Source organism: Dubosiella muris (genome assembly GCF_004793885.1).
Taxonomy (GTDB): domain Bacteria; phylum Bacillota_I; class Bacilli_A; order Erysipelotrichales; family Erysipelotrichaceae; genus Dubosiella; species Dubosiella muris.
Window position 1 is genome coordinate 1 of the sequence record NZ_SRYG01000025.1, and the last position, 23,518, is coordinate 23,518.

Genomic DNA, 23,518 nt, shown 5'->3' on the forward strand with positions numbered 1-23,518 from the left:
AAGAGCTGCAACGCTCTAGTGATTTCTAAAAATCACTGATTCGTTACAGCCCCTTCTTATTCAATGAACCGGAAATTCATGAGAGGCTCCTTGTTCCCATTCCTTCAGTTCCATTCCCCGATCTTTCTCCCACAGCGCGACGACATCCAAAATCGTCTTTTGAAGCGCCGGACCCAGCGCAAGCGCCTCGTCCTCATGCGCCCTTTGGGACAAATACGTTGTCACTTCGCCCAAAATGACCAGATCGTCCAGCGCTCTTTGCATTTGATTCGAATCTTTCGCCTCCAGCGCGGCCGCCAAATGGTCAACGAGCAAGTGCATTTCCTCGATCAGCCTTCGTTCCCATGATTCCATCTTTTTGATACTCCTGTTGAACTCTGATTTCACCTTACCACAAACCCTTTCCCAAACCAAGAAATAGTTTTGATTTTTACCAGACAATTTTTTTCGCGCGAAAGCGATTACATCCCCGAGCCTGGTTGTGTTTCCTTTTTTGTATTGTTATACTTTGGATGAGATGTTTTAAAAAGAAAGAAAGAGGAAGACTATTTTATGGAATCATTGCATTGGGGATCGCATTCCCTGTTGGATCATATTCGCCATATCCTTCAAATCGTCACTAGCGATTTGGCCCGCAGCGAAAATGAAACGCTGCAAGCCGAGCAGCGTTCGCAAGAACTATACGACGCGCTGCTGGAAAGCGGCGAGGCGATGAAGGAAAAAGGCGTCGCGCTGCGAAAAGCGCGCGCGGCACGGCAAGGATACATCGAAACGTATCAAATGACCGGCAAGGCGTACATTCACGCCGCCCAGATTTTGGCCGCGCTGCAAACCAAAGATAAAATCCAAGTCGAAATCGCGATGGACTACATCGCCGTCAACTTCGAGGCCGCCCGCCGCCACGCATACAGCCAGCCGATGTTTGAATACTATCAGGGCATTTACGAGCGCGCCCTGGCCATCACCCCCGAAGATGTCGCGCGCGCCAAAAACAACTGGGACCAGGCCCGCGACGCCTTGTACGAGCACGTCTTTACGACGGTACCCGCCTGTCAAAGCGCCTTTCAAGCCGCCCAGGCCCGCCACAAAGCCATTATGAAACAATACGACATCGTCAGTACCGAATGCGCCAAAGCCAGCGCCCACACGAGCGCTCTTGACAAACGGCGCGCCCTCCTGACGCAAATCCGGAACGACTTGACGCATTTGTTCGGCCCCTTTGGATCAGAAATTGAAAGCTGATCCTTTTTTATTTAACTTTACCTTAAACAATATGCTAAAATGAACCGTACGAAGAAAGGAGACTTCGCTCATGGAACGTGAACGACTTGGCTCCCGCCTCGGTTTTATCCTGCTGTCGGCGGGATGCGCGATCGGCATCGGCAACGTGTGGAAATTTCCATACGTCGCCGGGCAAAACGGCGGCGCCATCTTTATCGGAATTTACCTGCTTTTTTTAGTCCTGCTCGGAATCCCCGTGCTTTGCATGGAGTTCTCGCTCGGGCGCGCCTCGCAAAAATCGTGCGCCCGGCTTTACGAAACGCTCACCCCGCAAAAAAAAGGCTGGCGCTGGCACGGCAAAGTCGCCCTCGCCGGCAACTATTTGCTCATGATGTTTTACACGACCGTCGCCGGATGGATGCTCAAATACTTTTTCGACACCGCAAGCGGCGCGTTTGAAGGCGCCGGTCCCGAAGCGATCGCCGCCCACTTTGAAACGATGAACGCCAGCCCCTGGACGCTCGTCTTTTTTATGGGCGGCATCGTCGGCATCGGCTTTCTCGTCTGCGCGGCCGGCCTGCAAAACGGTTTGGAACGCGTCACCAAAGTCATGATGATCTTGCTGCTGGCCATTATGCTCGTCCTGGCCGTCCACTCGGTGTTTCTGCCCGGCGCCCGGGAAGGCCTCGCCTTTTACTTGCTGCCGGACATCGAGCGCGTCCGCGCCATTGGCTGGGGACAAGTCGTCGTCGCCGCCATGAACCAGGCTTTTTTCACCCTCTCGCTCGGTATGGGCGGCATGGCCATCTTTGGCTCCTACATCGACCGCGAGCACAGCCTGCTCAAAGAAAGCGTCCATGTGGCGGCGCTCGACACGTTTGTCGCCATCGTCGCGGGCATGATCGTCATCCCGGCCTGCTTCGCCTACAACGTCGAAGTCAGCGCCGGCCCGTCCCTGATCTTTTTAACGCTCCCCAACATTTTCAGCGCCATGCCCCTTGGCCGGTTGTGGGGCGCGCTGTTTTTCGCCTTCATGACGTTCGCCGCCCTCTCCACGGTGCTGGGCGTCTTTGAAAACATCTTGTCCGCCACGATGGATTTGACCGGATGGAGCCGGAAAAAGACGTGTCTTGTCAACGGCGCCGCGCTCTTTGTTTTGTCCCTGCCTTGCGCGCTCGGCTTCAATGTGCTCGAACACATCGAGCCGCTCGGGGCGGGAACGACGATTTTGGACTTGGAGGACTTCCTCGTTTCCAGCCTGATTTTGCCGCTTGGATCGCTGCTCTTCGTGTTGTATTGCACGACCAGCCTGGGATGGGGATGGAACGCCTTCAAAAAAGAGGCCAACACCGGCCGCGGAGCCCGCGTCCAGGAATGGATGCGTCCCTACATGCAATACGTGCTGCCAGCCGGCATCGCGCTTCTTTTCGTCACCGGACTTTTGCTTTAATCAAAAAAAGCAGCCTCAAAGCGTTGTTTCTTTGATAGCTGCTTTTTCTTTGTCTTTTACACAATCGTTTTCGCGAACGCGCCGCCCGCCTGCCTCTTTTCCACGACGATTTGCGCGTCGATGCGCTCTTTGAGCGCCGCCACATGGGAAATGATACCAACCGACTTGTGCGCCGCCAGCTGCGCGAGCATGTCGATCGCGTGGCCCAGCGTCTGGTCGTCCAGCGTGCCAAAGCCCTCGTCAATAAACATCGTTTCGCAAAACACCCCGCCATTCATCGCGCCAATCGTGTCCGCCAAACCCAGCGCGAGCGCCAGGCTGGCCTCGAACGACTCGCCACCCGACAACGTGCGGACGCTGCGCTTCGTTCCGTTGTAGTGGTCGATCACACCTAGATCCAAGCCGGTTTGCGACTGCCGGTTGCCCGCCTGGTAGCGAATCAGCTCGTAATGTCCCTCGCTCATTTGCATGAGCCGGACGTTGGCCCGGGCGAGCACCTCGTCAAAATACGCCATTTGCACGTACGTTTCCAGCCCGATCTTGTACTGGCCGCCCAGCTTTCCATTCAACGTGTCCGCCAGATTTTTCAGCTCCGAAAGCGCCATGCGCTGCGCTTCCGTTTCTTTTTGCTCCCGTTCGATTTGCAAGCCGACCTTTTGGTCGTGCTCCAAAGCGTACAACCGGTCCGCCTGCTCTTTTTTTTCGACATCCAGCCGGGTTTGCTCCATCTGGATGAAATCGCGCAGCGCCTCGATTTGCCGGTCCAAATCGGCCGGGGCGTTCAACGATTCCTGCGCCAGCGCCTGGTATTCGGCCCGCCGCGTCTGCTGCGCGAGCCATTCCTCGTCCACGCGTTTGCGATGCTGCTCGAACGTCTCGATTTGCGCTTCCAGCGTTTCCTGCCGCGCTTTCAGCGCCGCCTCGTCGTCCGTCGCCGAACCCAAAGCCTGCCACGTCGTCCGCCATTCGATTTCCTGTTCCCGGCAAGTCCGCCATTCGTCTTCCTTTGCCGCAAGCCGTCCGACGGCTTCCTGCAACGTTTGACGCGCCGCCTCCAGACGACGCGTTCGTTCCACCAGCGTCTTTTGACGCGTGCGCAGCCGCGCCAGCTGCTCTTCGATGCTCGCCCGGGGCGGCGTCTTCTTTTCCAGCCCGTCCAGTTCCGTTTGGGCGTGGGCGCCCGCTTCCTCCAGACGCAAACAGGCGTTCGCTTCCGTTTCCAGCGCCTTGCGTATGCGCTGCGCCGCCTGACGCGCTTGCTCCACGTCTTCTTTGGTGGCCGCCTGGGCGCATAGCGCGGCCGGGTGCGGATGATCCAGCGCGCCGCAAACCGGACAAGGCCGCCCGTCTTCCAGTCGTTTTGCCAGCCAGCCCGCCTGGCTGTCGTAGTACGCCAGCTCGATGCGCGCCGCCTTTGCTTGCGCCGCCTCGTAGTCGGTTCGCGTTTGCTCGTACCGTTGTTTTGCTTCGCTTAACGCGCGGCTACGTTCGGCTTGCTCGGCTTTTAACGCCTCGATCTTCTGGCGCGCGCCGGCTTGTTCCTGCCATTTTTCCAATTCCAGCGCGAGAGTGCGCTCGTCGCCTTCTTCCGTTTGCAGCTGGTCGATTTCCACTTGCAAAGTCGCGACGCGCGCTTTTTCACTTTCCAGCGCTTGTTCCAGCGCCTTTCGCTTTTTTCGCGCGTTTTGATAGCTTTCCTCGGTTTGCTTACGGCGTCTGGCTTGCTCCAGCGCCTGGCTTAGCGCGCTTCGCTCTTCGATCCACGTTCCATAGCGCGCCTGCCGCAAAGCAAGCGTCTGCCGTTCTTGTTCGAGGACGGCCAGCCGCGCGTTGGCTTCGTCGAGCTGCTGGCGGGCCTGTTGCTGCGCCTGCACTTTTTTGGATTGCTCGTTCCATTTGCCGAGCTGGATCCGTTTGGCGTCGCACGCCTTTTGCGCCGCGTCCAGCGCGTCCCGTTTTGTGTGACACGCCTTCGTTTCCTCGTCAAGAAAGCGAACCAGCGCTTCCAGTTCAAACCGCTCGTCCGCCGGAAACGTTTCCAGCTGGCCGATTTTTTCCTGAAGCCGGCGCTCGCGTTCAAGAAGCGCGCTTTTTTGCGCGTTGGCCTCCTCGTTGATTTCCTCTTGCAGCCGCCGGTAGCGGTCGGTATGAAACAAGCTGCGCAAAATCCGGGTGCGCTCGTCGGTTTTCGCGAGCAAAACTTTCAAAAAGTCGCCTTGCGCGATCATGCTGACTTGCTTGAACTGGTCCCGCGTCAGCCCAAGCGCTTCCTCAATCGCCGAATTGACGAGCGCCGCCTTCGTGACAGGCGGCCGGCCATCCTCGAACGTCAGCTCGCAAAGCGCCTTTTGCTTCGTCGTCCCGGTTCCGCGCGCTTTGGGGCGCTCGTATTCCGGTCCCCGCAAAACATGGTACGTCTGCCCGTTGACTTCAAACGTCAGCTTCACAAACGTCGGCGTTCGATCGTCCGCGTAGCGCGAGCGCAACATGCTCGTTTCCCGGACATCGCCGCTGACGCTTCCATACAACCCGTAAACGATCGCGTCGAAAATCGTCGTCTTGCCCGCGCCGGTGTCGCCGCTGACCAAATACAAGCCGTTCGTTCCAAAGCGGCGAAAGTCGATTGTCTGCTCGCCGGCGTACGGGCCAAACGCGCTCATCGTCAAAGTGTTTAATCGCATACGCTCTCCTCCCAGTGCCCGACGATCCACCGCTTTTGCGCCTCGCTGACCGGGCGGCCGTTTTGGCTTTGGTAAAACGCGTCGATGACCGTCAGCGGATCCAGCTTCTCGACGGCGGCCGGCGCAAAGTCGCCTGTCGGGGCCGGCCGGTTGACGTACGTCAGCTTCAGGATTTTCGGATAAATCGTTTGAAGCTTGGCGTGGGCATTGACGATGTCGTGGTCGTCAAGCAGCACGATCGAATAGTAGTTCGACAAGTCCAGCGTTTCGTAAAACGACCGGTCCGTCAGCTCCATGTACGTTCCCTTGATTTCAACCAGATCGCGAAGCGGATGAAAATCATGCGTTTCCATTTGAATCGTCTCGCCCACGTCGAGCACGACAAACCGTTTGCGCTGCCGGATCTCGTCGGCGGAATACTTCAGCAGCGTGCCGCAATACGCCATGTTGGCGGCCGGCTTTTGAAACGAATGCAAATGCCCAAGCGCCACGTAGTCGAAATCCTTGAACGTTTCCGCGGGAATCTCGTCGAGTCCGCCAATGCTTTTTTGCTCCGAGTCGCACGTTTTCGAACCCGCGATAAACTGGTGGACCAGCGCGATGTGCTTGCATCCAGGCTCCAGCTTGAGCGTGGACAAAACGGCGTCCATCGCATCCGCATACGTTTCAATCGTTCGATCCGGAAACAGCGGGCGCACCAAAGCGGGCTTTAAAAACGGAATCATGACGAGCTCCACGTCGCCAACCCGCGCGGTCTGGACGGTTTCCTGCAGCGTGGAGGCGATTTTGATGCCCGCGTGCGCGAACAAGGCGGCGCCGTACTGGAGCCGGATGGCGGAATCGTGGTTGCCGCTAATCATATAAACCGGAACCGAACGGCTGGCCAGCGTGTTCAAAAACCGGTCCAGCAGCACCATCGCCACTTCGGAAGGAACGGCCCGATCGTACACGTCGCCGGCGATCAGCACGGCGTCAATGGCTTGCTCCTGAACGAAACGAACGATTTGCCCAAGCATGTCGGCCTGCTCTTCCTCGATGGAAAAGCCATGGACCCGTTTGCCAAGATGAAGGTCGGAAAGATGCAGCAGTCTCATAGCGTCACCAGCGTGCCCAGCGACGCGAGCACGAAAACGATAAAAAACGCGATCAGCCACGGATTCGTGCACACGAGCGTTAAAAAGTGCGGATCGCCTTGCGCCTCGTCCAGCTCGGCCCCGATTTGTCTGGCGTGCAGCGCCAAATACACCACGCCATAGCACGCGGCCAGCAAAATGACGATCGAAGCGATCCAAGCCAGCGACTCGTCCATGGCCAAAAACGCCAGCGTGTTGTTCAAAACGTGAATCGCGACGGGCACCACCAGCGAATTTGACTTCAAATAAAACCAGCCCAGCACAAAGCCCATAAAAAACGCCGGCACGCCCTGGGCGATGTTCAAATGCATCATCGCGAAGCAAAACGAGCTAAATCCCAGCGCGAACAACCGGCCGTAAGGCGCCGTGGCGCGCAAAATCGTGCCCCGGAAAAACACTTCCTCCACGACCGGCCCGACTAGCGCGACCGACACGAACAACAGCGCGTTGGAAAGCGCGTTGGCGGAATAGCCAAAATCGGGCTGCTCGATCGGGGCCGGCAGCAGCAGGCTCAACCCGTTGATGAGCAAGCCGCTGACAAAGGAGCAAAGCAGCACCACGCAAAAGCCATGCACGATGTCCCGCTTGCGAAAGCGCAGGCTCCATTGCTTCCGGTACGACAAGCGCAGGCTGTCGCTGACAAACCACGTGGCCAGTCCGCCGGAAAGCGGCGTGACGACAAGCAGCGCAATCGCGTTAAAAAAGTTCATCATATCAAAATAGGAAAAAGTCAGCTCGGGAAACAGCGCGACGCCCGACCCAAGTCCAAGCCCCAAAAGAAGCGACACGCAAAGCTGTACGAGCAAATAAATCCAAAGCGCGATGCCGATCGTGGACAACGTCTGTTTCGCGCGCCCATATAAATTGGCGAGAGGGTGATTCATATCTATCACAATCCTTTCTTTTCTTATTGATCGTATTCTATCACAAAAAAACCGTACGAGACGTTGTATACTATGCATAGAGGTGCCCAATGAAAATCAACGACTTGAAAAAGGAACTGAAAAACGCCCAGACAGACGACATCAAAAAAGCGCTCATTGAAACGTACAAACAGCTGTCCGCCTCCCAGCGCGCGCAATGGGACGACGCGCTGCTCGCGACGTTGCGGCACGAGCCGGCGCCCGCTCTCGATCCCGACGCGCTCTTTTTTGAGATCGGACGGTTTTGCGACCAGGCCACGCAAGGGCTGTACCGGATGCCCAACCGCGTCGTTTCCAAAGCCGAACAGGCGCGCTGGCGCGTCCAGGTCCAACGCTACTTCAAAGCGCTGGACGCGATCACGCCAGACGACGAGGCGTTCGCCCAAAGCGCGGCCGTGATGGAAAAACTCGTTTCCACGCTGTCGTACGCCGCAAAATACGCCTTGTTCAATACGGCCAGCCCGTTTGCCGCCTTGCGGCAGTCACAGCTTTCCTTGTTTGCGACCGCCATCCACCGCCGGCTGGCCCTTGGCGCGACCCGGCAAAATCTTGGCGCGGTGTGCGACTGGTTCGCCCGGCTTGTGATCGAGCCGCAAGGAAGCGCCGGACGGCTGGCGGACGCGCTGGTCGCCCAGGTGAAGACGATGCCCGCCCGTGAGTTTTTGCGCGAAATCGTCAAGGAAAAGCGGCAGAACATGCCGGACCGGGCGCGGCGGCGTCTGGACTTGCTCGCTTTTTTTCTGGATGAAAGCCTGGATATGACGGCCGAAGGCGTGCAAACGTATTGGCAGGACGAGCCAGGCCAGACCGAGATTCTCGACTTTTTGTTCGAGCTGTACGAGGCCGGCCATCTCGATGCCTGGCGGCTCGCTTTCGCCTACGCCACGAAGCGCTACGGATTCACCCCTTCTGCCAACATGGCGCGCCGGTATGAGCGGTTGTGCGAAACGCGCCAGGGAAACGGGGTTTAGGCTTGTCAGTCCCCGGGTTTTAAGATAAAGTGATAGACGCAATGTAGAACAATAAGGAGATCAGTGAAAATCATGGATAAACGAGCCATCAAATCCAAAAATGCGATCATTGCGACATTTTTAGCTTTGATCAAAACAAAACCTGTCGAGCGATTGACTGTGAAGGAACTGTGTGAAAAAGCGCGGATCAACAAATCGACATTTTACGCCCATTACCACGATTTACAGGACTTAAGCGCGCAGCTGGAAGCGGAGCTTGTGTACGAGATTCTTCATTCGCTGCCCCGCAACGATCTTTACTCGCTGAAAACTTCCGAGCTCTTCGCTGTCGACCTCTATCAGGCGCTCATTCGTTACGAGCCGCAAATCGAGCTGCTCTTTCCCAATCAAAAAAAGGAGCTGCTGGCCAGCCGGCTGGACCGGGCGGTCAAGACGTATGTCTGGAACAAGTATCCGCATTTGCGCAACCGTGTCGAAACGGAAATCTTGCTGACGTACCAGATCCAGGGGGCGTACTACACGTTTCTCAATTCGCGAAACGAAGATCAAACGATCGTGCAGGAAGTCATCGGGCGAATCGCCCGGGCGCTGCACACTTTATATTGAGCGGGGCGACTCGCTTCTTTTTTATCGGCTGAACGTTGTATGATGGGATTGTCATAGAAAAGAGGTTGCATTTATGTGTACAGCATTGAACTATACGAACGGCCATCATTACATCGGCCGCAATCTGGACTGGGACTTTGATTTCCCGAACGATGTCGTCGTCACGCCGCGCAACTATCCGTTCCAGTGGCGCAACGGCAAAACATGCACGTCGCACAACGCGCTCATTGGCATGGCGATCATCCAAAACGACTATCCGCTTTACTTTGAAGCCGCCAACGACAAAGGGCTTGGCATGGTAGGAACGGCGTTTGCCGGCTTTGCCAAATACTTCCCGAAAGCCGAGGGCAAAGACAATGTCGCGACGTTCGAGCTCATCCCTTACGTGTTGACGCAAGCTTCCACGCTGCAAGAGGCGCGCGCCTTGTTCGACAATATGAACATTTGGGACATTCCGTTCAGCGAGCAGCAGCCGACTTCGCCAATGCACTGGATCGTGGGATCGAAAGAAGGCAGCTTCGTGGTGGAAAGCACAAAAGACGGTTTGAAAGTGTACGACAACAACTGGGGCGTTTTGACGAACGCGCCAACATTCGACTGGATGTCCTACAACATGGCCAACTACGTCAACTTGACGCGCCACGAGCCGACGATTCAATTCGCGCCCGACATGAAAGGCATCGACTTGTTCTCGCGCGGTCTTGGTTCAAGCGGCCTGCCTGGCGGCGTCGACTCGGTCAGCCGGTTCGTCCGCGTGGCGTTTACGAATTTGAATTCGGTTTGCGATCCGGATCCGCAAAAAAACGTCGCCCAGTTTTTCCACATTTTATCGAATGTGCAGCAAGTTCGCGGCGAAGCGGAAATCAAACCGGGTGTCTTTGAAATCACGCAGTATGCCTGCTGCATCGACACCGACACCGGTATTTTCTATTATTCGACTTACTACAACCAAAGCCTGACGGCCGTGGATATGAACAAGGAAGATCTGGAAGCGAAAACGCTTGTTTCCTATCCGGTTCTGAAAGAGTTCCAGTTCCACGCGCAAAACTAGCGTCCGCTTTGCGCCCCGCCTTTTTGGCGGGGCTTTTTTTCGCTTATCTTTTTGGCAGCTTGTATCCCTTCCCTTTGACGGTCTGAATCAGGCCGCATCCAATTTGCCGCTTCAGCTTGCGTCGCAGCCGGGAAATGTGGGTCGTCAGCGTTCCCTCCCCGATGTACTCGCTCGTGTTCCAGAGATCGAGCATCAGCTGTTCCCTGGACACGACCTCGCCTTGATTCTCGACAAGGCGGCGCACGATGCGGCGCTCGCTCGGGGTCAGGGCGACGATGGTTTTGGGCGTGCGGATGGTTTGGGTTTGCGAATCGTAGACGATGGCGCCCTCCAGCGCGACATAACGGGATTTTGATGGATAATTTGTCATCATAGTTCGTATTATAGAAAAGAATTCTTAATATTTTCTAACACTTCTGTAAGCGAACAATAAAAAAGACCCGGTTTGGCCGGATCACATCGTGTCGATCTTGTTTTGAAATTTCCTGATCTTAAAGTCGAGGCGCTCGAGCATCACATTGACGCGGTCGCGTTCTTCCTCCAGTTTTTGTTTTTGTTCCTTCAGCAGCTGCAACCTTTTTTTCAACGTTTCATCCCCTTCTTTCGTGAGCCCGACATACTCGGCGATCGCGCTGACCGACAGCCCGGCTTTGCGCATACACAACGCGTTTTCCACCCAGCCAAGATCTTCCTTGGAGTAGTCGCGAATTCCGTTTTCAGTCCGGTGCACAGGCGGGATCATGCCCGCTTTTTCATAGTATCGAAGCGTTTCCTCTTTCACATTGTAAAGCGCGCTGACTTCTTTGATATACATGGCATTTTCTCCTTGACTGTTATTATAGAGTCTATAGTAGACTTCAAGTCAACAAGAAAAATTACATTAAGTGACATTGTTTTTCCACAAAATCCTTGAGCAGCGTTTTCGGCCCGGCGACTTTAAAAAAAATCGTGTACGTTTTCGCGTCCTTCTTCACGACTTCGCCTTTTCCAATCGTCGGATGCACGATCCAGTCGCCAATCGCGAACGCCTTTTTACGGCTTGGCTGACGCAAAACGAGCGATTTGCGCAAGTCGGGATCTTTGGGCTTCTGCTCTTTCATGACGACCACGTCCTGGTTATACAGCAAGTCGATCAAATCGTCGAACGTTTCCACCGCGCGAATCTTTCCGTTGCGGGCCAGCGCCACGTACATGCCATACGCCAGCGCAAGAACCGGCTCCTTTTCGCAGGAAAATCCATCGTATTCGCACAGCTTGCGCGAAAGCACCCGGTTTTGACGCAGCGCCAGAAACACGAGCCAAATCAAAAAGGCTTCCGCCGGATACAAGGGATACGAGGTGTTTTCAAACGTGTAGCGCACAAGCGAACCCGATGTCCGGCAGCGGGGATCGTCTTGCGCGGCAGCGGGCGTGGCGCCATACAAGTCGACGTACGGCCCGCCGTGTTCAAACACTTTGGACGCCTGCACGATGTTGGCAAGCGAAAACTCCTTTTTCAGCGAAGGGACGAGCATTTCCAGCTTCGTCAGCGAAAACGGATCGTCCGGCTGGACGCGAAGCACGTTTTTTCCGTCGGCGCTTTCCGTTTTTATAAAGTATGGTTTCTCTGCCTTGGGGCAATAGATGGTTTTGTCTTTCATAGCTTCAGTATACGATTTTGCGTTGTAAACTTAAAATTTAACGCTTTTTTTGAAAAATATCAAATTGTAAGCGATATCATATATTGATATACTGAATGCAGAAAAGAGAGGAAATAGAGATTATGAACAAAGGATCAAAACTTCTTTGGACCGGCGCACTCGCGCTTTCCCTGGTCGGCTGTTCGTCGGGAACTAGCGATACCTCGGCCAGCGCCGGGCGCAAGACGCTGAATCTGGCCAAAGAAAACGACGTCATTACGATGGACTCGACTCTGGCAACCGACGGGATGTCGTTCGAGGTCATCAACATGACCATCGAAGGGTTGGAAACGACCGACGAGAACGGGGACATCGTGCCCGCGCTGGCCGAAAGCTACGATGTGTCCGAGGACGGCTTGACGTACACGTTCCATTTGCGGGACGCGTCCTGGGACAACGGCGATCCGGTGACGGCCGCCGATTTCGAGTACGCCTGGAAAGACGCCGCCAGCGATCCGACCAGCGACTACGCCTACATTTTCGGAACGGATGGCGCGTGCATCAAAGGAGCCGGCGAGGCGATGGGCAACCCCGAAAACAAAGACGCGCTGGCGGTCAAAGCCAAAGACGACAAAACATTCGTGGTCGAGCTGGAGCGAAAAACGCCGTATTTCGTTTCCCTGACGACTTTCCCGCCGTTTTATCCAGTCAACGAGGCGTTCGCCACCGAACAAGGCGAGCAATACGGCTTGTCGGCCGACACGCTCATGGCGTGCGGTCCATTCAAGCTGGTCAACTGGACCAAAGGCAACTCGCTCAAGCTGGAGAAAAACGAGAACTACTGGGGCGCCGACGACGTCGCGCTGGAGGAAATCAACATTTCCATCGTGCCGGAGCCGAGCTCGGCCGCGCTCGCCTTCGAAAACGGAACGACCGACTACGCCCGCCTGAACTCCTCGCTTGTCGACAAATACAAAGACAACCCGGCGTACAAGTCGGTTCTTGGCAGCTTCCTGTGGTATCTGCAATACAATTTGGACAACCCGGATCTGCAAAATGAAAACTTGCGTAAAGCGCTCGCCTACGTGGTGGATCGCGACAACTTGACTCAAAACGTCCTGAAAGACGGCTCCATTCCGGCGGAAGGCTTCGTGACCCGTCAGCTTTCCAACGGCCCGGACGGCAAGGATTACCGCGAAACCACGGAAGGTTTCTTCCTCGAACGCGGCGAGGACACGAAAAAACTCGCGCAAGAGTATTTTGAAAAAGCGAAAAAAGAACTCGGCAAAGACGAGATCACGCTGCGCTTCCTGTTCGAGCCAAGCGATCCGTCCAAGTCGGCTGCCGAATTTATGCAGTCCGAGTTCGCGAGCCTGGATGGCTTGAACATCGAAATGGTTTCCCAGGAGAAAAACGTCCGTCTCAAAACCCAACAAAACGGCGACTTTGATCTCGTGCTCACGCGATGGGGTCCGGACTACGCCGATCCGACGACGTATTTGAACGTTCTGGTGCCGGGCGGCTCCTTCAACTTTGGAAAATACGATTCCGACGAATACAAGAAGGCGCTGGACGAAGCCGCGAACGCCAGCACCGACGAAGCGCGCTGGGACGCGTTGAAAAAAGCGGAAAAAATCGCGATGGAAGACGTGGCGGTCGCTCCGATTTTCCAGACCGGCGCATCCGACTTGCTCAACCCAAGCGTAAAACACCTTGTCGACAATCCGGTCGGCGTGCCGTTCGTCTACAAGTACGTGACGATCGACGATCAAGAATAAAAAGAAGAAGCCGCGCGTGCGGCTTTTTTTGAAAGGAGAGTTATGAAACAAGCATTGATCCACGGCAAAATCTATCAAGGAAGCGGCGCGTTTTGCGAAGCGCTTCTGATCGAAAACGGCACGATTCTCCAGGCGGGCCGCACCGAGGACATCGCCCCTTGCGCCGACACCGTTTTCGACTTGCAAGGCCGCGTCGTGCTGCCCGGCTTCAACGACTCGCATTTGCACGCGATGATGGTTGGCGAAACGCTTTGCGACGTCGACTTGTCCGCCTGCCGCTCGATCGCCGACATTCAGCAAGCCATACGCGCCTACCTCGATACCCATCAAGGCGCCACGCTAGTGCATGGCATCGGCTGGAACCAGGACCAGCTTGAAGAACGACGCTGTTTGGAGCGGCACGATCTGGACGCGGTCAGCGCGACGATTCCGATGGTCATGGAACGCGTCTGCACCCATGTCCTGACGGTGAACACGGCGATGAAAAACAAAGTGAATCTTGTGGACGAGGACTTTGATCCCGATACCGGCATCGCGCAAGAAAACGCCTGCGCTCCGTTTTTGCGCGATGTCCGCGACAAAAGCGAGGCGACGATTTTAAACCAGCTCGAAACAGTGGCCGCCCACTGTCTTCGCCACGGCATCACGTCCATTCAAACCGCGGACATCAAGGACGGCAACTTTGAACGCGTCTTCGCGGCGTACGCCCGGTTCGCGGCCCGCCAAACGCTGCGCATCACACATCAGTTCCACATCGAGGACATCCCAACGCTCGAACGCTTTTTGCGAACGTGCCAGCCCCGAACGACGCGTTTCCATCGAATCGGACCGATCAAGGCGTTTATGGACGGCTCGCTCGGCGCCCGGACCGCGTGGCTTTCCTCACCTTACCGCGACGACCCTTCGACTTGCGGCATCCAGGTGACGACAGCGCAGAAATTTCAAGAGCTGGCCGTCTACGCCAAAAAGAAGCGGCTGCCCCTCATCACCCACGCCATTGGCGATGCCGCCATCGCCTGCGTTCTCGACCAGTACGAGGCGCTGCAGGAACCCGGCAATCCGCTGCGCTGGGGCGTCGTCCACGTCCAAATCACCGGCCGGGATTTGCTGGAGCGCTTTCGAAGCCAAAACATCGTGGCCTACATCCAGCCCGTCTTTCTCGAATACGACTTGCACATCGTGGAAGAGCGCGTAGGCAAGACGCTGGCCGCCACGTCATACGCGTTCGAGACGCTCCACGATTTCGGTGTTCCGCTCTGTCTGGGCACGGACGCGCCCGTGGAAAGCGTCGATCCCTTCAAAAACCTGCACTGCGCCGTCTTTCGGCAAGACTACGACCGCTATCCAAAAAACGGCTGGAACGCGCAGGAACGGCTTTCGCTCGAGGATGCCATCGACGCCTACACGCAAGGAAGCGCGTTCGCCCAGGGGATGGAAAAAAAGCTTGGAAAGCTCGAGCCGGGGTACTGGGCCGATCTTGTCGTCATCGACCACGACATTTTTCAAGACTCAAAGACGCTGCTTGAAACCAAGGCGCTGAAAACGATGTGTCATGGAATGTGGGTATATTCCCGCTAAATAAAAACGAAAAACAATCGCGGCTTGTCTTCGCGATTGTTTTTTTGTTCATCGCAGCGCTTCCAGCACGCTGTCCCCTATCATGTACGGCTTTCTCTCGATGTCGAAATTCGCCAAAATCGTCATCCCGACCGTTCCAAAGCTGGATTGCGTTTTGAGCGTGCCCGTCGATTGGAACCGGGGCGCCCACAACAAGAGCGGCGTCTTTTCCCGGGTGTGGTCGGTGCCCGTATGCGTCGGGTCGTTGCCGTGGTCGGCGGTCACGATCAGCAGATCCGTTTCTTGCATCGCGTCCATCAATTCGCCCAGCTTGCCATCGAACGTCTCAAGCTCCCGTCCGTAGCCGATCGGATTTCGCCGATGGCCCCACTTGGCGTCAAAATCGACCAGGTTCGTAAAGACGAGTCCTTCCCACGGTTCGTCAGCCATGGCGATCGTCTGCTCCATGCCCTCCACGCTCGAATTCGAATGCACGCTTCTCGTGATGCCGCGGCCGTTGAAAATATCGTGGATCTTGCCAATCGCGACCACGGCCTTGCCGTTGTCCTTTAACAAGTCGAGAACGGTCTTCCGCGGCGGATCCACCGACAAGTCTTTGCGGTTGGGCGTGCGCTCGAATCCGCTTTCGGCATCGCCCAAATAAGGTCTGGCGATGACGCGTCCCACTTTCCATTCCGGCTTCATCGTGATGTCGCGGGCGATTTGGCAAACGCGGTACAGCTCGTCCAGCCCCATGCTTTTTTCGTGGCCGCAAATTTGCAGGACAGAATCCGCGGATGTGTACACGATCATTTTCCGCGAGCCGGACGCGAGCTCCTGCCCGGCCAGCTCCGTTAAGATCTCCGTGCCGCTGGCCGCCTTGTTGCCAATGACTTCGTGGCCGGTTCGCCGCTCGAGCTCGTCGATCAGCGCCTGGGGAAAGCCGGTGTTCGTAAACGTGACAAACGGCTTTTCTGTGCGTAGCCCCATCATCTCCCAGTGGCCTGTCGTCGTGTCCTTGCCGACGGAGCGTTCCTTGAGGGCGCACCGGTAGCCGGTCAGCGGCGCGTTCCGGCACGCGTGCGCCGGTTGAGCCAGCTCGCCCAGCCCCAGACGCATGAGGTTCGGAATCCGAAACGGATCCATCCGCTCGTCAATGTGCAAAAACGTGTTCGCCCCCTCGTCGCCATACGCCGCCGCGTCGTCCATCGCCCCGATCCCAAACGAGTCAATGACGATCAAAAATACGCGTTTGAATGCTTCCATGAACCAAATCCTCCTTTTCGCTTTTCATCCTACCATAAAAAGAGTCCCGTTTCCGAGACTCCCTGTCAATCTTCTTTCACGTATCCGGCAATGTCCCGATACGAAAACGCCGCCGTCATCGGCCGGTTGTAAATTTTCTCGTACGCCGCGCAGCGCTGCTCGTAGTCTTTTTTCGCCATCGCGATGCTGTTGGCACGATCCGACAAGGCGGGATCCGGAAAAATCGGATCCAGAATATGAAGCGTGTACTGGACGTTTTTAAAATGGTCGTCATCCATCGTGTCCAGATCCTGCACTTCGGTAAAACACGAAATGACCGGCACGCCCAGCTTGCTGGCGTAATAGTAGGCGCCCCGCTTGCAAGGACGCGGCTTGCGGTAGTTGAACCACATTTCCTGTTCGGGATAAATCAGGATATAGTCCTTTTGCTCGACGACTTGCCGCAAAAGGTCGACAAAGTCGTGGCGCATGTAGTCGTAGTTGTCGCTAATCGGAATGTTGTCGCCATTGTTCATCAAAAATCCGAAAAAGCCATCCATCGCCAAATTGGCTTCCTGAATGACCGTATACACATCCCGGCCGTCCTTTTCGGCGATCATCTTTTTCACCACCGTGTTGTCCAGCTGGTTGAAGTGGTTGCTCGTGATGATCGCCCCGCCTTCGATGGCCTCAATTTTGTCTAATCCCACGATTTGGGTCCGGTGGTTGACCAGCTTCGTATAGTATTTGATGATGTAGCGCGCCAGCCGGGCGTCCAGCTCCTGCGCCCGCGTGCCCTGCCGCGCCAAAAACCCTTGCACGAGCGCGTCTTTTTGTTCCGGCGTCAAAACCGGATCGTCCAGCTCCGCCTTGGCGTTGAGCTCGTTGTCCGAAACGAGCTGGCGGATGTGCTCGACGACCGCCGGCCGGTCGTTGCCAAGAATCATAGCCGCGCCTCTTGCCCGCTTTCAAACACTTTGCGCATCGTCACGGCCTGGTCGGGGATCGCGTTGCCGCGCGACACGAGCTGGGCCAGCGATTGCGCGTCCTTCTGCTTTTGCGCGTCGGAATAGCCTTGTTTGTACGCGACGATTTCCTCGTAGAAATCCGACCGCTTCGCCACGTCCCAAAAGTATTTTTCATACTTGACGTCGTCGTAGCACCACGGCTTGTCAAACAAGTTGTAGTGGATGATTTGCGGATTTTCAAACTCGTCCAAATCGCATGGCATCGAGTCCCACGTCGGATCCAAATAGACGACTTTGTCCTTGCACAACGCGTTCAAATAATCCTGGTCCGGCGCGATCGTGTCAAAGTGGTATTTCGCCATCAAGTCCAAAAACCGGCTCGCCAAATGGTGCTCGCGCATCGCCTGGAAGTTCATCAGCAGGATCCCGGAATTGAAATAGTGGTCCTTGTCGACGCCCACGGCGTCTTTGACATAGTGGTTGAGTTCGAGCACGTTGGCGATGGAGTAGTCGTTCACGACGCCAAGATAGTTGTCCTCCAAAGCGATGGCGTACATCTTCGAAATGTCGCCCGGCACGCAAATGTCGCTGTCCAAATAAATCGCCTTGTCGTATTGCGGAAACATGTCCGGCAAAAACAGGCGGGTGAAAATCGTCAGCGTGAAATAGTCGGCGCGCAAGTAGTTTCCTTCCCAGTCTGTGATCGACTCCATCGTTTCCGTCATCGGCAAAAACGAAATCGAGAAGTCGTCGCCGGCAATTCGACTCAAACGCTCGATCGTGTCCGGACGCATGTTGTGGTAGACGACGTGCACATCGTAGCGGCACGCCGGGCTGGCGTTTTCCTTGAGCGACAGCAAAGCGACGGAAAGCCACGGCGCGTAGCCTTCGTCGATTGTGAAAAAAATGGGAATATTGGGTTTTGTTGTCATGTCAGAGTTCCTTTCCTGGACGAGGCGTCGCGGCGAACGCGTCGTATTCGGCATACAAGCCATCGTATTCATGCAAGTGGAGAATGTCGTGCATTCCTTCGCGGTTCCACGGCTTCACGCTGACGGTATGCAAGACGGGAAAAGCGCGAAAGCTCGTGGTGAAATGCTGGAACACGGTGTCGTCCTGCAGCTGCCGCTGCTCGTTGTACCGGCGCGGCCAAAGCCGCTTCGAGCGCACGAGCTTGTTGAGCGCCGACTGGTCGGGCATGAACATCGAATGGCGCCGGCAGTAGCTTCTGGCCCGCGCGAACAAGCCGGTCTTGCGGATTTGCTCCAAATTAAGAAGCAGCACCCCCGAGTTCATGTAGTCGAATTGAAACATTTTCCGGTGGAAAAACCACTTGCCGTAATGATCGAGGACGCCGGCCAGCTCGATCCCGGTCATGTCCTGCTCGTAAAACGCCCGGGGAGAGCGGCGGCACAACACGTCCGTATCCAAATAAAGAATCCGGTCCGGCAGCGCGAGGCGGTCGGCATACAGGCGGAGCATGCAGTATGGCGTGAACCGCGTTTCCATGTTTTCCTCGGGAAGCTCCTCGCAAAACAAGGCAGTCACATCCAAAACCTCCACCGTGCCGGCTGAATGGCCCTGGTGGACGATCTTTTCGATCGTCTGAATCGTTTTGGCGTCGATTGGCTCGTACTGCCGGCCGTTTTGGCGCAAAGACATCGTCAATATATACACATGGAGCGGTTCGCTCACGTGGTTTTTGAGCGAAAGCACGCTTAAAATCAATCCTTGCGCGATATGGATATCGCCACAGTATAAAACGTTCATGCCTCCTCCTTTCGTTGGACGTACCGAATGACTTCGACGGTGTTTTTTTTGGCGTTCTTTCGCATTTGGCAATACACCTGCTCCGCGAGCTTCCGGCGCTTCGCCGGCCGCGAAAGCGTGTCGTCGGGATAAAACGGACCGTCGACGAACACCGTCCGCTCCACCCGGCCGCGCCGACCGCGCTGGTAAGTCACCGTCGCGCAATACACCGGTTTTCCCGTGTCGACCGCGAATTGGAACGACGCGTCGGAAAACGGGCGGATGCCTGTATAATACGGCCACACATGGGCCTCGGGAAAGATGGCGACGCTTTGGTTTTGCCCGACCCGGTACGCGATGGCTTTCCGGAATTCCTTCATGCCCTGACGGGTGTTCGGGAGCGGGAGCGCGCCAAGCATGGGCAGCAGCTTTCCAAAAAACGGAACGGACAAGTTGCTTGGCGAAGCCACGACGTATGCCCGCCGTTTGCGGTCAAGCTGGCTTGGCAAAAAAGGATCGCCCGTCGTTTGCGTATGGTTGATATATAAAAAATAGCCCTGGGCTTCGCGCGCCAGGCGTTCTTGGCCGATGAATCTCGTATGCAAACCATGGCGCAGCCATCCGGACGCGCCAAGCGAAAACAAGGCGTACAAGGCGTCGCTAGCCATTTGATAGCCGCGGCCGGTTCGAATCCACGTATACGTTTCGGGAAGCTTGAAGTCCTGGTTCCGGGCTGTCACCACGTCGTCCGCGAACGTACGAAACTCGATTACGCGTCGCATGTCTCGATTTCCTCCAGCACGGTCACGATCGTGCCATGGCTTTCCCACGACGTGGCGCGCCCGGCCCAGGCCAATGTGTCGATGGCGCGATAGGAAACGTCCCCGGCTTCGCTTTTTTGCTTGATATACGCCTCTTTGCGGGTCCAAAACGTCATGAACGCCGCCTCGGGGCGCGAACTGTTCGCCAGCGCGTGCCTTTCCGCCGCGGACAACGTCTTTTCCACGCGCTTCCAGGACAGCGGACGTACGGGTTCCATGTCGATGGAATCGTTGCGAGTGCTGATCAGGGCCGCCGCGCCCGTGGCGCAATGCGTCAGCGACACGAACCACGGTCCCATCGTCCATTTGCCGCTTGGCAACAGGCGCAAAGGCTGTAAAGGGATGGCGTGGCGCGTAAGCAGCGTCTGCAGCAGCGTGTACGCTTCGATCGACTGCTGGCGCGCTTGGGGATGGGTGTAGCGGTTGACGCGCTGCTGAAAACAAGGAGCCAGCGCGGCGTACGACGCCTCGGGGCCGTGCCCGAACCATCGGATCGCGAAATCACGCATGCGCGCTCAAATAGTCGGCGATGTCCTGCACGGTTTGCATTTGCTTAATGTCCTTGTCCAGGATCTCGATGTCGTATTCGTCCTCGAACTCGCCAACCATGTCCAAAACGTCCAAAGAGGTGAGGCCAAGATCGGCCACCAGACGGGAGTCGCTTTGAATGGTTGCGGCGGGAACGTCGGTATAATGCGTTAGGATTTCTATGATTTTCGTCATGATTCACACTCCTGTTCTTTGGCTCCGAATAATTTTTTTCGTCGGAGTCTTTTCAAATTCCCGGTCCCGGAAATAAAACCGTTCGATTTGCTTCGCCCTGGGCTGCCGGTCGTTGTACGCCTGCACATAGGCGGCAATTTTGTTTTCGGCGTCCTGCGCGGCGGGATCGGGATAGATTTCCGCGCACAGCGCTTTTTGACGGGCGAACACGACCACTTCCTCGACTTCCTCGCAGCGCGCCAGCTGCATCTCGATTTGTTCCGGCGAAACGTTTTCCCCGTTGCTGAGAATGATGAGGTTTTTCTCGCGCCCGTTTAAAAAAAGAAAGTTGTCCCGGTCCACGTAGCCGATGTCTTGCGTGTTGAACCATCCATCGCGCAGCACGGCGCGTGTCGCTTCGGGATCGCCGTAGTAGCCGCGCATGACGATATCGCCCTTGACCCATACTTCGCCTTGCTCGCCGATGCGCACCTGCACGCCGTCGACGATTTGACCGACGCTGTTCTTTTTTATAAAGTGGTTGCGGTTGACGGCCACGACGGGCGCGCACTCGGTAATGCCGTATCCGTTCAAGATCGTAATGCCCCAGGCGTGGAAATCGTCAATATAGCGCTGGTCGAGCGGCGCGCCGCCGCAAATGATGTATTGAAGGGCACCGCCAAGCGAATCGTGCACGGCCTTGAACGTCTTTTTGCGCATGTCGATGCCGATTTTCAGCAGCTGTTCGCACTGGCGCATTTTCCGGCGCGCTTGCGTTTCCTGGTGTTTCTGCTTGATTTGACTCCAAATGCGTTTATGAAACGTTTCCACAAACAACGGTACGAGAAAGACCGTTTGCGGCTTTTGTTCCTGAAACGTCTTTTGCACCCGCCGCAGCGAAGGGGCGATGTACGTCGCTTTGCCATAGTTCAGCACTTTTAGAACGCCAGTCACCAGCCCAAAACAATGATGGAACGGCAAAACGGCCACGGTATCGCCGGTGAGAACGAAGTTCTTGCACGCGGCGTTGATGTCGGCGGCGATGTTTTTGTGGCTGAGCATGACGGCCTTTGGGGTGCCGGTCGTTCCGCTCGTATAAAAATAGGCGCAAATCGTCTCCGGGTCAATTTGCACGCTCTCGAAATGGTCGGGGAGCGTCTTTCCTTTCTCGATCAGAGATGGAAGATCCTCGAACCACAGCGGCTGTATGGAGTCCGGCAAACAGGAAACGAGCGGATCGTCCTGCGCGCAAACGACGCCACCCGCGTCGCCAAGCGTCATCATCGCGACGATTTCTTCCGAAGCGGCGTCCTTGTCGATGGGCGCGGCGACGTTGCCTGCCAAAATCAAGGCGAAAAAGGCGACGATATACGCGTAGCTATTGCGCCCGACCAGCGCGATCGTCTGCCCGTGGATCTTTTGGTCGAACAGCCAGTTGGTCAAAGCGCGGATGTCCTGCCGCAATTCCAGTCTTGTTTTGGTGTGAAGCACCTTGTTTTCCGTCCAGCGGAAGGCGGGCGCTTGCGGATGGATCCGGGCCTGCTCGTCGATCAGGTGTTTCAAATCGTGGATTTCCTGTAGTTGGTATAGAGGATAAGCTTGGTTTTGATTCATCATAATTGTTACTTTCTTTGGATTTGTTGCAAATGTTGCACCCTTCTCATGCTTCTAGTTAAGCGTATCCGCTGTTTTTTCTCCAATGGAATGCCCAAAAAATGGGACGCTATCACATAAATCGCCACAAAAAAAACCTTGGACGTGTGGGGCCGTCCAAGGCTGTAAAACGAAAATCGCGCTATTTCTTATTCCATATTGGCGTGGCGTCCGAACATCGTGTCGGCGTCCATCCCGCGCCGGGCCATGAGCATCATCACGACGATGTCCATGAACAAGCCTTCGCTTTGCTCGAAAAGCGATCCCATCGGCTGAATGCTTTTCATATCCGTTTGCTTCGCGCTTTTCGGACTTGGCGCGCTGATCTCGATCACAAGATCCGCCATGTTCGCGATCGGGCTGTTTGGATCAATGGTGATCAGCGCCACTTTGGCGCCGACTTCTTTCGCTTTGCTCGCGTGGTTGACCAGGCTTTTCGTCGCACCCGAGCCGCTGCAAACGACAAGCAGTCCGCCCTTAGCGATGTTGGGCGTGCACGTTTCGCCAACCACGTAGCTTTTCAATCCCATGTGCATCAGACGCATCGCGAATCCTTTTACCTCGAATCCGCTTCGGCCCGCGCCGGCGCAAAACACCTCGTCGGCTTCGTCGAGCATCGTGGTGAACGCTTCGGCTTTTTGGGCGTCGACGGCTTGAAGGGTGTGCTGCAATTCCTTGAGTACCGTGTCGGCGTATTGTTCGTAATTCATGCGTTTTCCTCCTGGAGATGGCGCTTCATCTCTCGCGCGGTTTCACTGCGGCTGGCCGCGTTGCAAATCGCGCCGCCAACGACGACAATGGCCGCCCCTTCCCGGGCGATGGCGTCGATCGTGGACAGCTTGACCCCGCCGGCTACCGCGCTTTGCGCGTGCTCGATGACCTGGTTGACGACTTTCAACTCTTCGAGCGGGTCCTTTTGTCCGGTGGACTGGATGTCGAAAGCGGTGTGGACGCAAATGTAATCGACGCCCATTTGGTCGATTTCCCTTGTCCGTTTCGCCAGATCCTGCACGGCGATCATGTCGACCATGACTTTCTTTCCGTGCTTTTTCGCGGATCGGACGACGCCTTCGATCGTTTCGTCATAGCTTACGCCCAAAACGGTCACAATGTCGGCGCCGGCCTCGAAACATTTGTCGGCCTCGAATTCGCCGGCGTCCATGATTTTGGCGTCGGCCAGCACTTCGATATGGGGGAAGCGCTCTTTCAAAACGCGAACAGGCGCCATGCCCTGCTCGATAATAAACGGCGTTCCCACTTCGGCGATATCGACGGAATGGCCGGTTTCCTGAAGCAGTTCGATGCATTGTTCCAAAGTAAGCGTGTCCAGTGCGGCTTGCAGTTTCATAATCTCAAGTTCCTTTCGATGATGGTTTTCTTTTTCTTTATC

General features: G+C 56.0%; 24 protein-coding genes. 7 read left to right on the forward strand and 17 right to left on the reverse strand.

The features are described from left to right. Positions 1-60: 60 nt before the first annotated feature. Complete coding sequence (locus tag E5336_RS10640) at positions 61-354, reverse strand: hypothetical protein (RefSeq protein WP_135981082.1); 294 nt, start codon at positions 352-354, stop codon at positions 61-63. A gap of 198 nt (positions 355-552) precedes the next feature. Between E5336_RS10640 and E5336_RS10645 the strand changes: the two genes are divergently transcribed. Both E5336_RS10645 and E5336_RS10650 read left to right on the forward strand, forming a co-directional pair. Continuing rightward, a complete protein-coding gene (locus E5336_RS10645) occupies positions 553-1,242 on the forward strand; it encodes a hypothetical protein (protein ID WP_135981083.1) in 690 nt (229 codons plus the stop codon). A 70-nt stretch (positions 1,243-1,312) separates the two neighbouring features. Beyond that, positions 1,313-2,671 carry a sodium-dependent transporter gene (locus E5336_RS10650; protein WP_135981084.1) on the forward strand — a complete coding sequence of 453 codons (1,359 nt, stop codon included), beginning with the start codon at positions 1,313-1,315 and terminating at the stop codon, positions 2,669-2,671. A 56-nt stretch (positions 2,672-2,727) separates the two neighbouring features. Here the strand turns inward: E5336_RS10650 and E5336_RS10655 are convergent, their stop codons facing one another. Genes E5336_RS10655 through E5336_RS10665 form a run of 3 tightly spaced genes read right to left on the reverse strand, consistent with a single transcriptional unit; the run spans position 2,728 to position 7,369 of the window. Beyond that, positions 2,728-5,352 (reverse strand): AAA family ATPase, encoded by a 2,625-nt coding sequence (locus tag E5336_RS10655; protein ID WP_135981085.1) that lies wholly within the window; start codon positions 5,350-5,352, stop codon positions 2,728-2,730. Further along, positions 5,343-6,446, reverse strand: coding sequence for an exonuclease SbcCD subunit D (locus tag E5336_RS10660; protein WP_135981086.1), 1,104 nt, complete (start codon positions 6,444-6,446; stop codon positions 5,343-5,345). The genes E5336_RS10655 and E5336_RS10660 overlap by 10 nt, the downstream gene beginning before the upstream one ends. Further along, complete coding sequence (locus tag E5336_RS10665; RefSeq protein ID WP_168353647.1) at positions 6,443-7,369, reverse strand: CPBP family intramembrane glutamic endopeptidase; 927 nt, start codon at positions 7,367-7,369, stop codon at positions 6,443-6,445. Before E5336_RS10665 ends, E5336_RS10660 begins: the two co-directional genes overlap by 4 nt. Positions 7,370-7,458: 89 nt before the next feature. Between E5336_RS10665 and E5336_RS10670 the strand changes: the two genes are divergently transcribed. From E5336_RS10670 to bsh, 3 genes are all read left to right on the forward strand, one after another. Beyond that, positions 7,459-8,379, forward strand: a complete 921-nt coding sequence (locus tag E5336_RS10670) for a hypothetical protein (RefSeq protein WP_135981088.1) — start codon at positions 7,459-7,461, stop codon at positions 8,377-8,379. 72 nt (positions 8,380-8,451) lie between these two features. Then, positions 8,452-8,985, forward strand: a complete 534-nt coding sequence (locus E5336_RS10675; protein ID WP_135981089.1) for a TetR/AcrR family transcriptional regulator — start codon at positions 8,452-8,454, stop codon at positions 8,983-8,985. Positions 8,986-9,058: 73 nt separating this feature from the next. Beyond that, positions 9,059-10,036 (forward strand): choloylglycine hydrolase, encoded by a 978-nt coding sequence (gene bsh / locus E5336_RS10680; protein ID WP_135981090.1) that lies wholly within the window; start codon positions 9,059-9,061, stop codon positions 10,034-10,036. Between the two features lie 43 nt (positions 10,037-10,079). On the opposite strand, the gene E5336_RS10685 is transcribed toward bsh, so the two are convergent. From E5336_RS10685 to E5336_RS10695, 3 genes are all read right to left on the reverse strand, one after another. Continuing rightward, entirely contained in the window at positions 10,080-10,409 is a 330-nt protein-coding gene (locus tag E5336_RS10685) for a winged helix-turn-helix domain-containing protein (protein ID WP_135981091.1), read from the reverse strand. Positions 10,410-10,490: 81 nt separating this feature from the next. Continuing rightward, the gene (locus tag E5336_RS10690; RefSeq protein ID WP_135981092.1) at positions 10,491-10,850 is read right to left on the reverse strand and encodes a MerR family transcriptional regulator; all 360 of its coding nucleotides are present in this window, start codon (positions 10,848-10,850) and stop codon (positions 10,491-10,493) included. A gap of 61 nt (positions 10,851-10,911) precedes the next feature. After that, the gene (locus E5336_RS10695) at positions 10,912-11,676 is read right to left on the reverse strand and encodes a DarT1-associated NADAR antitoxin family protein (RefSeq protein ID WP_135981093.1); all 765 of its coding nucleotides are present in this window, start codon (positions 11,674-11,676) and stop codon (positions 10,912-10,914) included. Between the two features lie 122 nt (positions 11,677-11,798). On the opposite strand from E5336_RS10695, the gene E5336_RS10700 reads away from it, so the two are divergent. Beyond that, positions 11,799-13,433, forward strand: a complete 1,635-nt coding sequence (locus E5336_RS10700; protein WP_168353648.1) for a peptide ABC transporter substrate-binding protein — start codon at positions 11,799-11,801, stop codon at positions 13,431-13,433. Positions 13,434-13,475: 42 nt separating this feature from the next. After that, complete coding sequence (locus E5336_RS10705) at positions 13,476-15,011, forward strand: amidohydrolase (RefSeq protein ID WP_135981095.1); 1,536 nt, start codon at positions 13,476-13,478, stop codon at positions 15,009-15,011. 48 nt (positions 15,012-15,059) lie between these two features. Here the strand turns inward: E5336_RS10705 and E5336_RS10710 are convergent, their stop codons facing one another. From E5336_RS10710 to hxlA, 10 genes are all read right to left on the reverse strand, one after another. Beyond that, positions 15,060-16,256: a phosphopentomutase gene (locus E5336_RS10710; protein WP_135981096.1), complete on the reverse strand. Its 1,197-nt coding sequence runs from the start codon at positions 16,254-16,256 to the stop codon at positions 15,060-15,062. A gap of 65 nt (positions 16,257-16,321) precedes the next feature. Further along, a complete protein-coding gene (locus E5336_RS10715; protein WP_135981097.1) occupies positions 16,322-17,182 on the reverse strand; it encodes a lysophospholipid acyltransferase family protein in 861 nt (286 codons plus the stop codon). After that, positions 17,179-18,135 (reverse strand): glycosyltransferase family 8 protein, encoded by a 957-nt coding sequence (locus E5336_RS10720; protein WP_168353649.1) that lies wholly within the window; start codon positions 18,133-18,135, stop codon positions 17,179-17,181. The genes E5336_RS10715 and E5336_RS10720 overlap by 4 nt, the downstream gene beginning before the upstream one ends. Position 18,136: 1 nt before the next feature. After that, complete coding sequence (locus tag E5336_RS10725; protein ID WP_135981099.1) at positions 18,137-18,973, reverse strand: glycosyltransferase family 8 protein; 837 nt, start codon at positions 18,971-18,973, stop codon at positions 18,137-18,139. Beyond that, complete coding sequence (locus E5336_RS10730; protein ID WP_135981100.1) at positions 18,970-19,734, reverse strand: lysophospholipid acyltransferase family protein; 765 nt, start codon at positions 19,732-19,734, stop codon at positions 18,970-18,972. The genes E5336_RS10725 and E5336_RS10730 overlap by 4 nt, the downstream gene beginning before the upstream one ends. Next, positions 19,722-20,282 carry a 4'-phosphopantetheinyl transferase family protein gene (locus E5336_RS10735; RefSeq protein WP_135981101.1) on the reverse strand — a complete coding sequence of 187 codons (561 nt, stop codon included), beginning with the start codon at positions 20,280-20,282 and terminating at the stop codon, positions 19,722-19,724. The genes E5336_RS10730 and E5336_RS10735 overlap by 13 nt, the downstream gene beginning before the upstream one ends. Continuing rightward, positions 20,275-20,496 (reverse strand): acyl carrier protein, encoded by a 222-nt coding sequence (locus E5336_RS10740; RefSeq protein WP_135981102.1) that lies wholly within the window; start codon positions 20,494-20,496, stop codon positions 20,275-20,277. Before E5336_RS10740 ends, E5336_RS10735 begins: the two co-directional genes overlap by 8 nt. 3 nt (positions 20,497-20,499) lie before the next feature. Continuing rightward, positions 20,500-22,092 (reverse strand): AMP-binding protein, encoded by a 1,593-nt coding sequence (locus E5336_RS10745; RefSeq protein WP_135981103.1) that lies wholly within the window; start codon positions 22,090-22,092, stop codon positions 20,500-20,502. A 185-nt stretch (positions 22,093-22,277) separates the two neighbouring features. Continuing rightward, a complete protein-coding gene (hxlB, locus tag E5336_RS10750; RefSeq protein WP_135981104.1) occupies positions 22,278-22,838 on the reverse strand; it encodes a 6-phospho-3-hexuloisomerase in 561 nt (186 codons plus the stop codon). Then, a complete protein-coding gene (gene hxlA / locus E5336_RS10755; RefSeq protein ID WP_135981105.1) occupies positions 22,835-23,476 on the reverse strand; it encodes a 3-hexulose-6-phosphate synthase in 642 nt (213 codons plus the stop codon). The genes hxlB and hxlA overlap by 4 nt, the downstream gene beginning before the upstream one ends. Positions 23,477-23,518 lie beyond the last annotated feature (42 nt).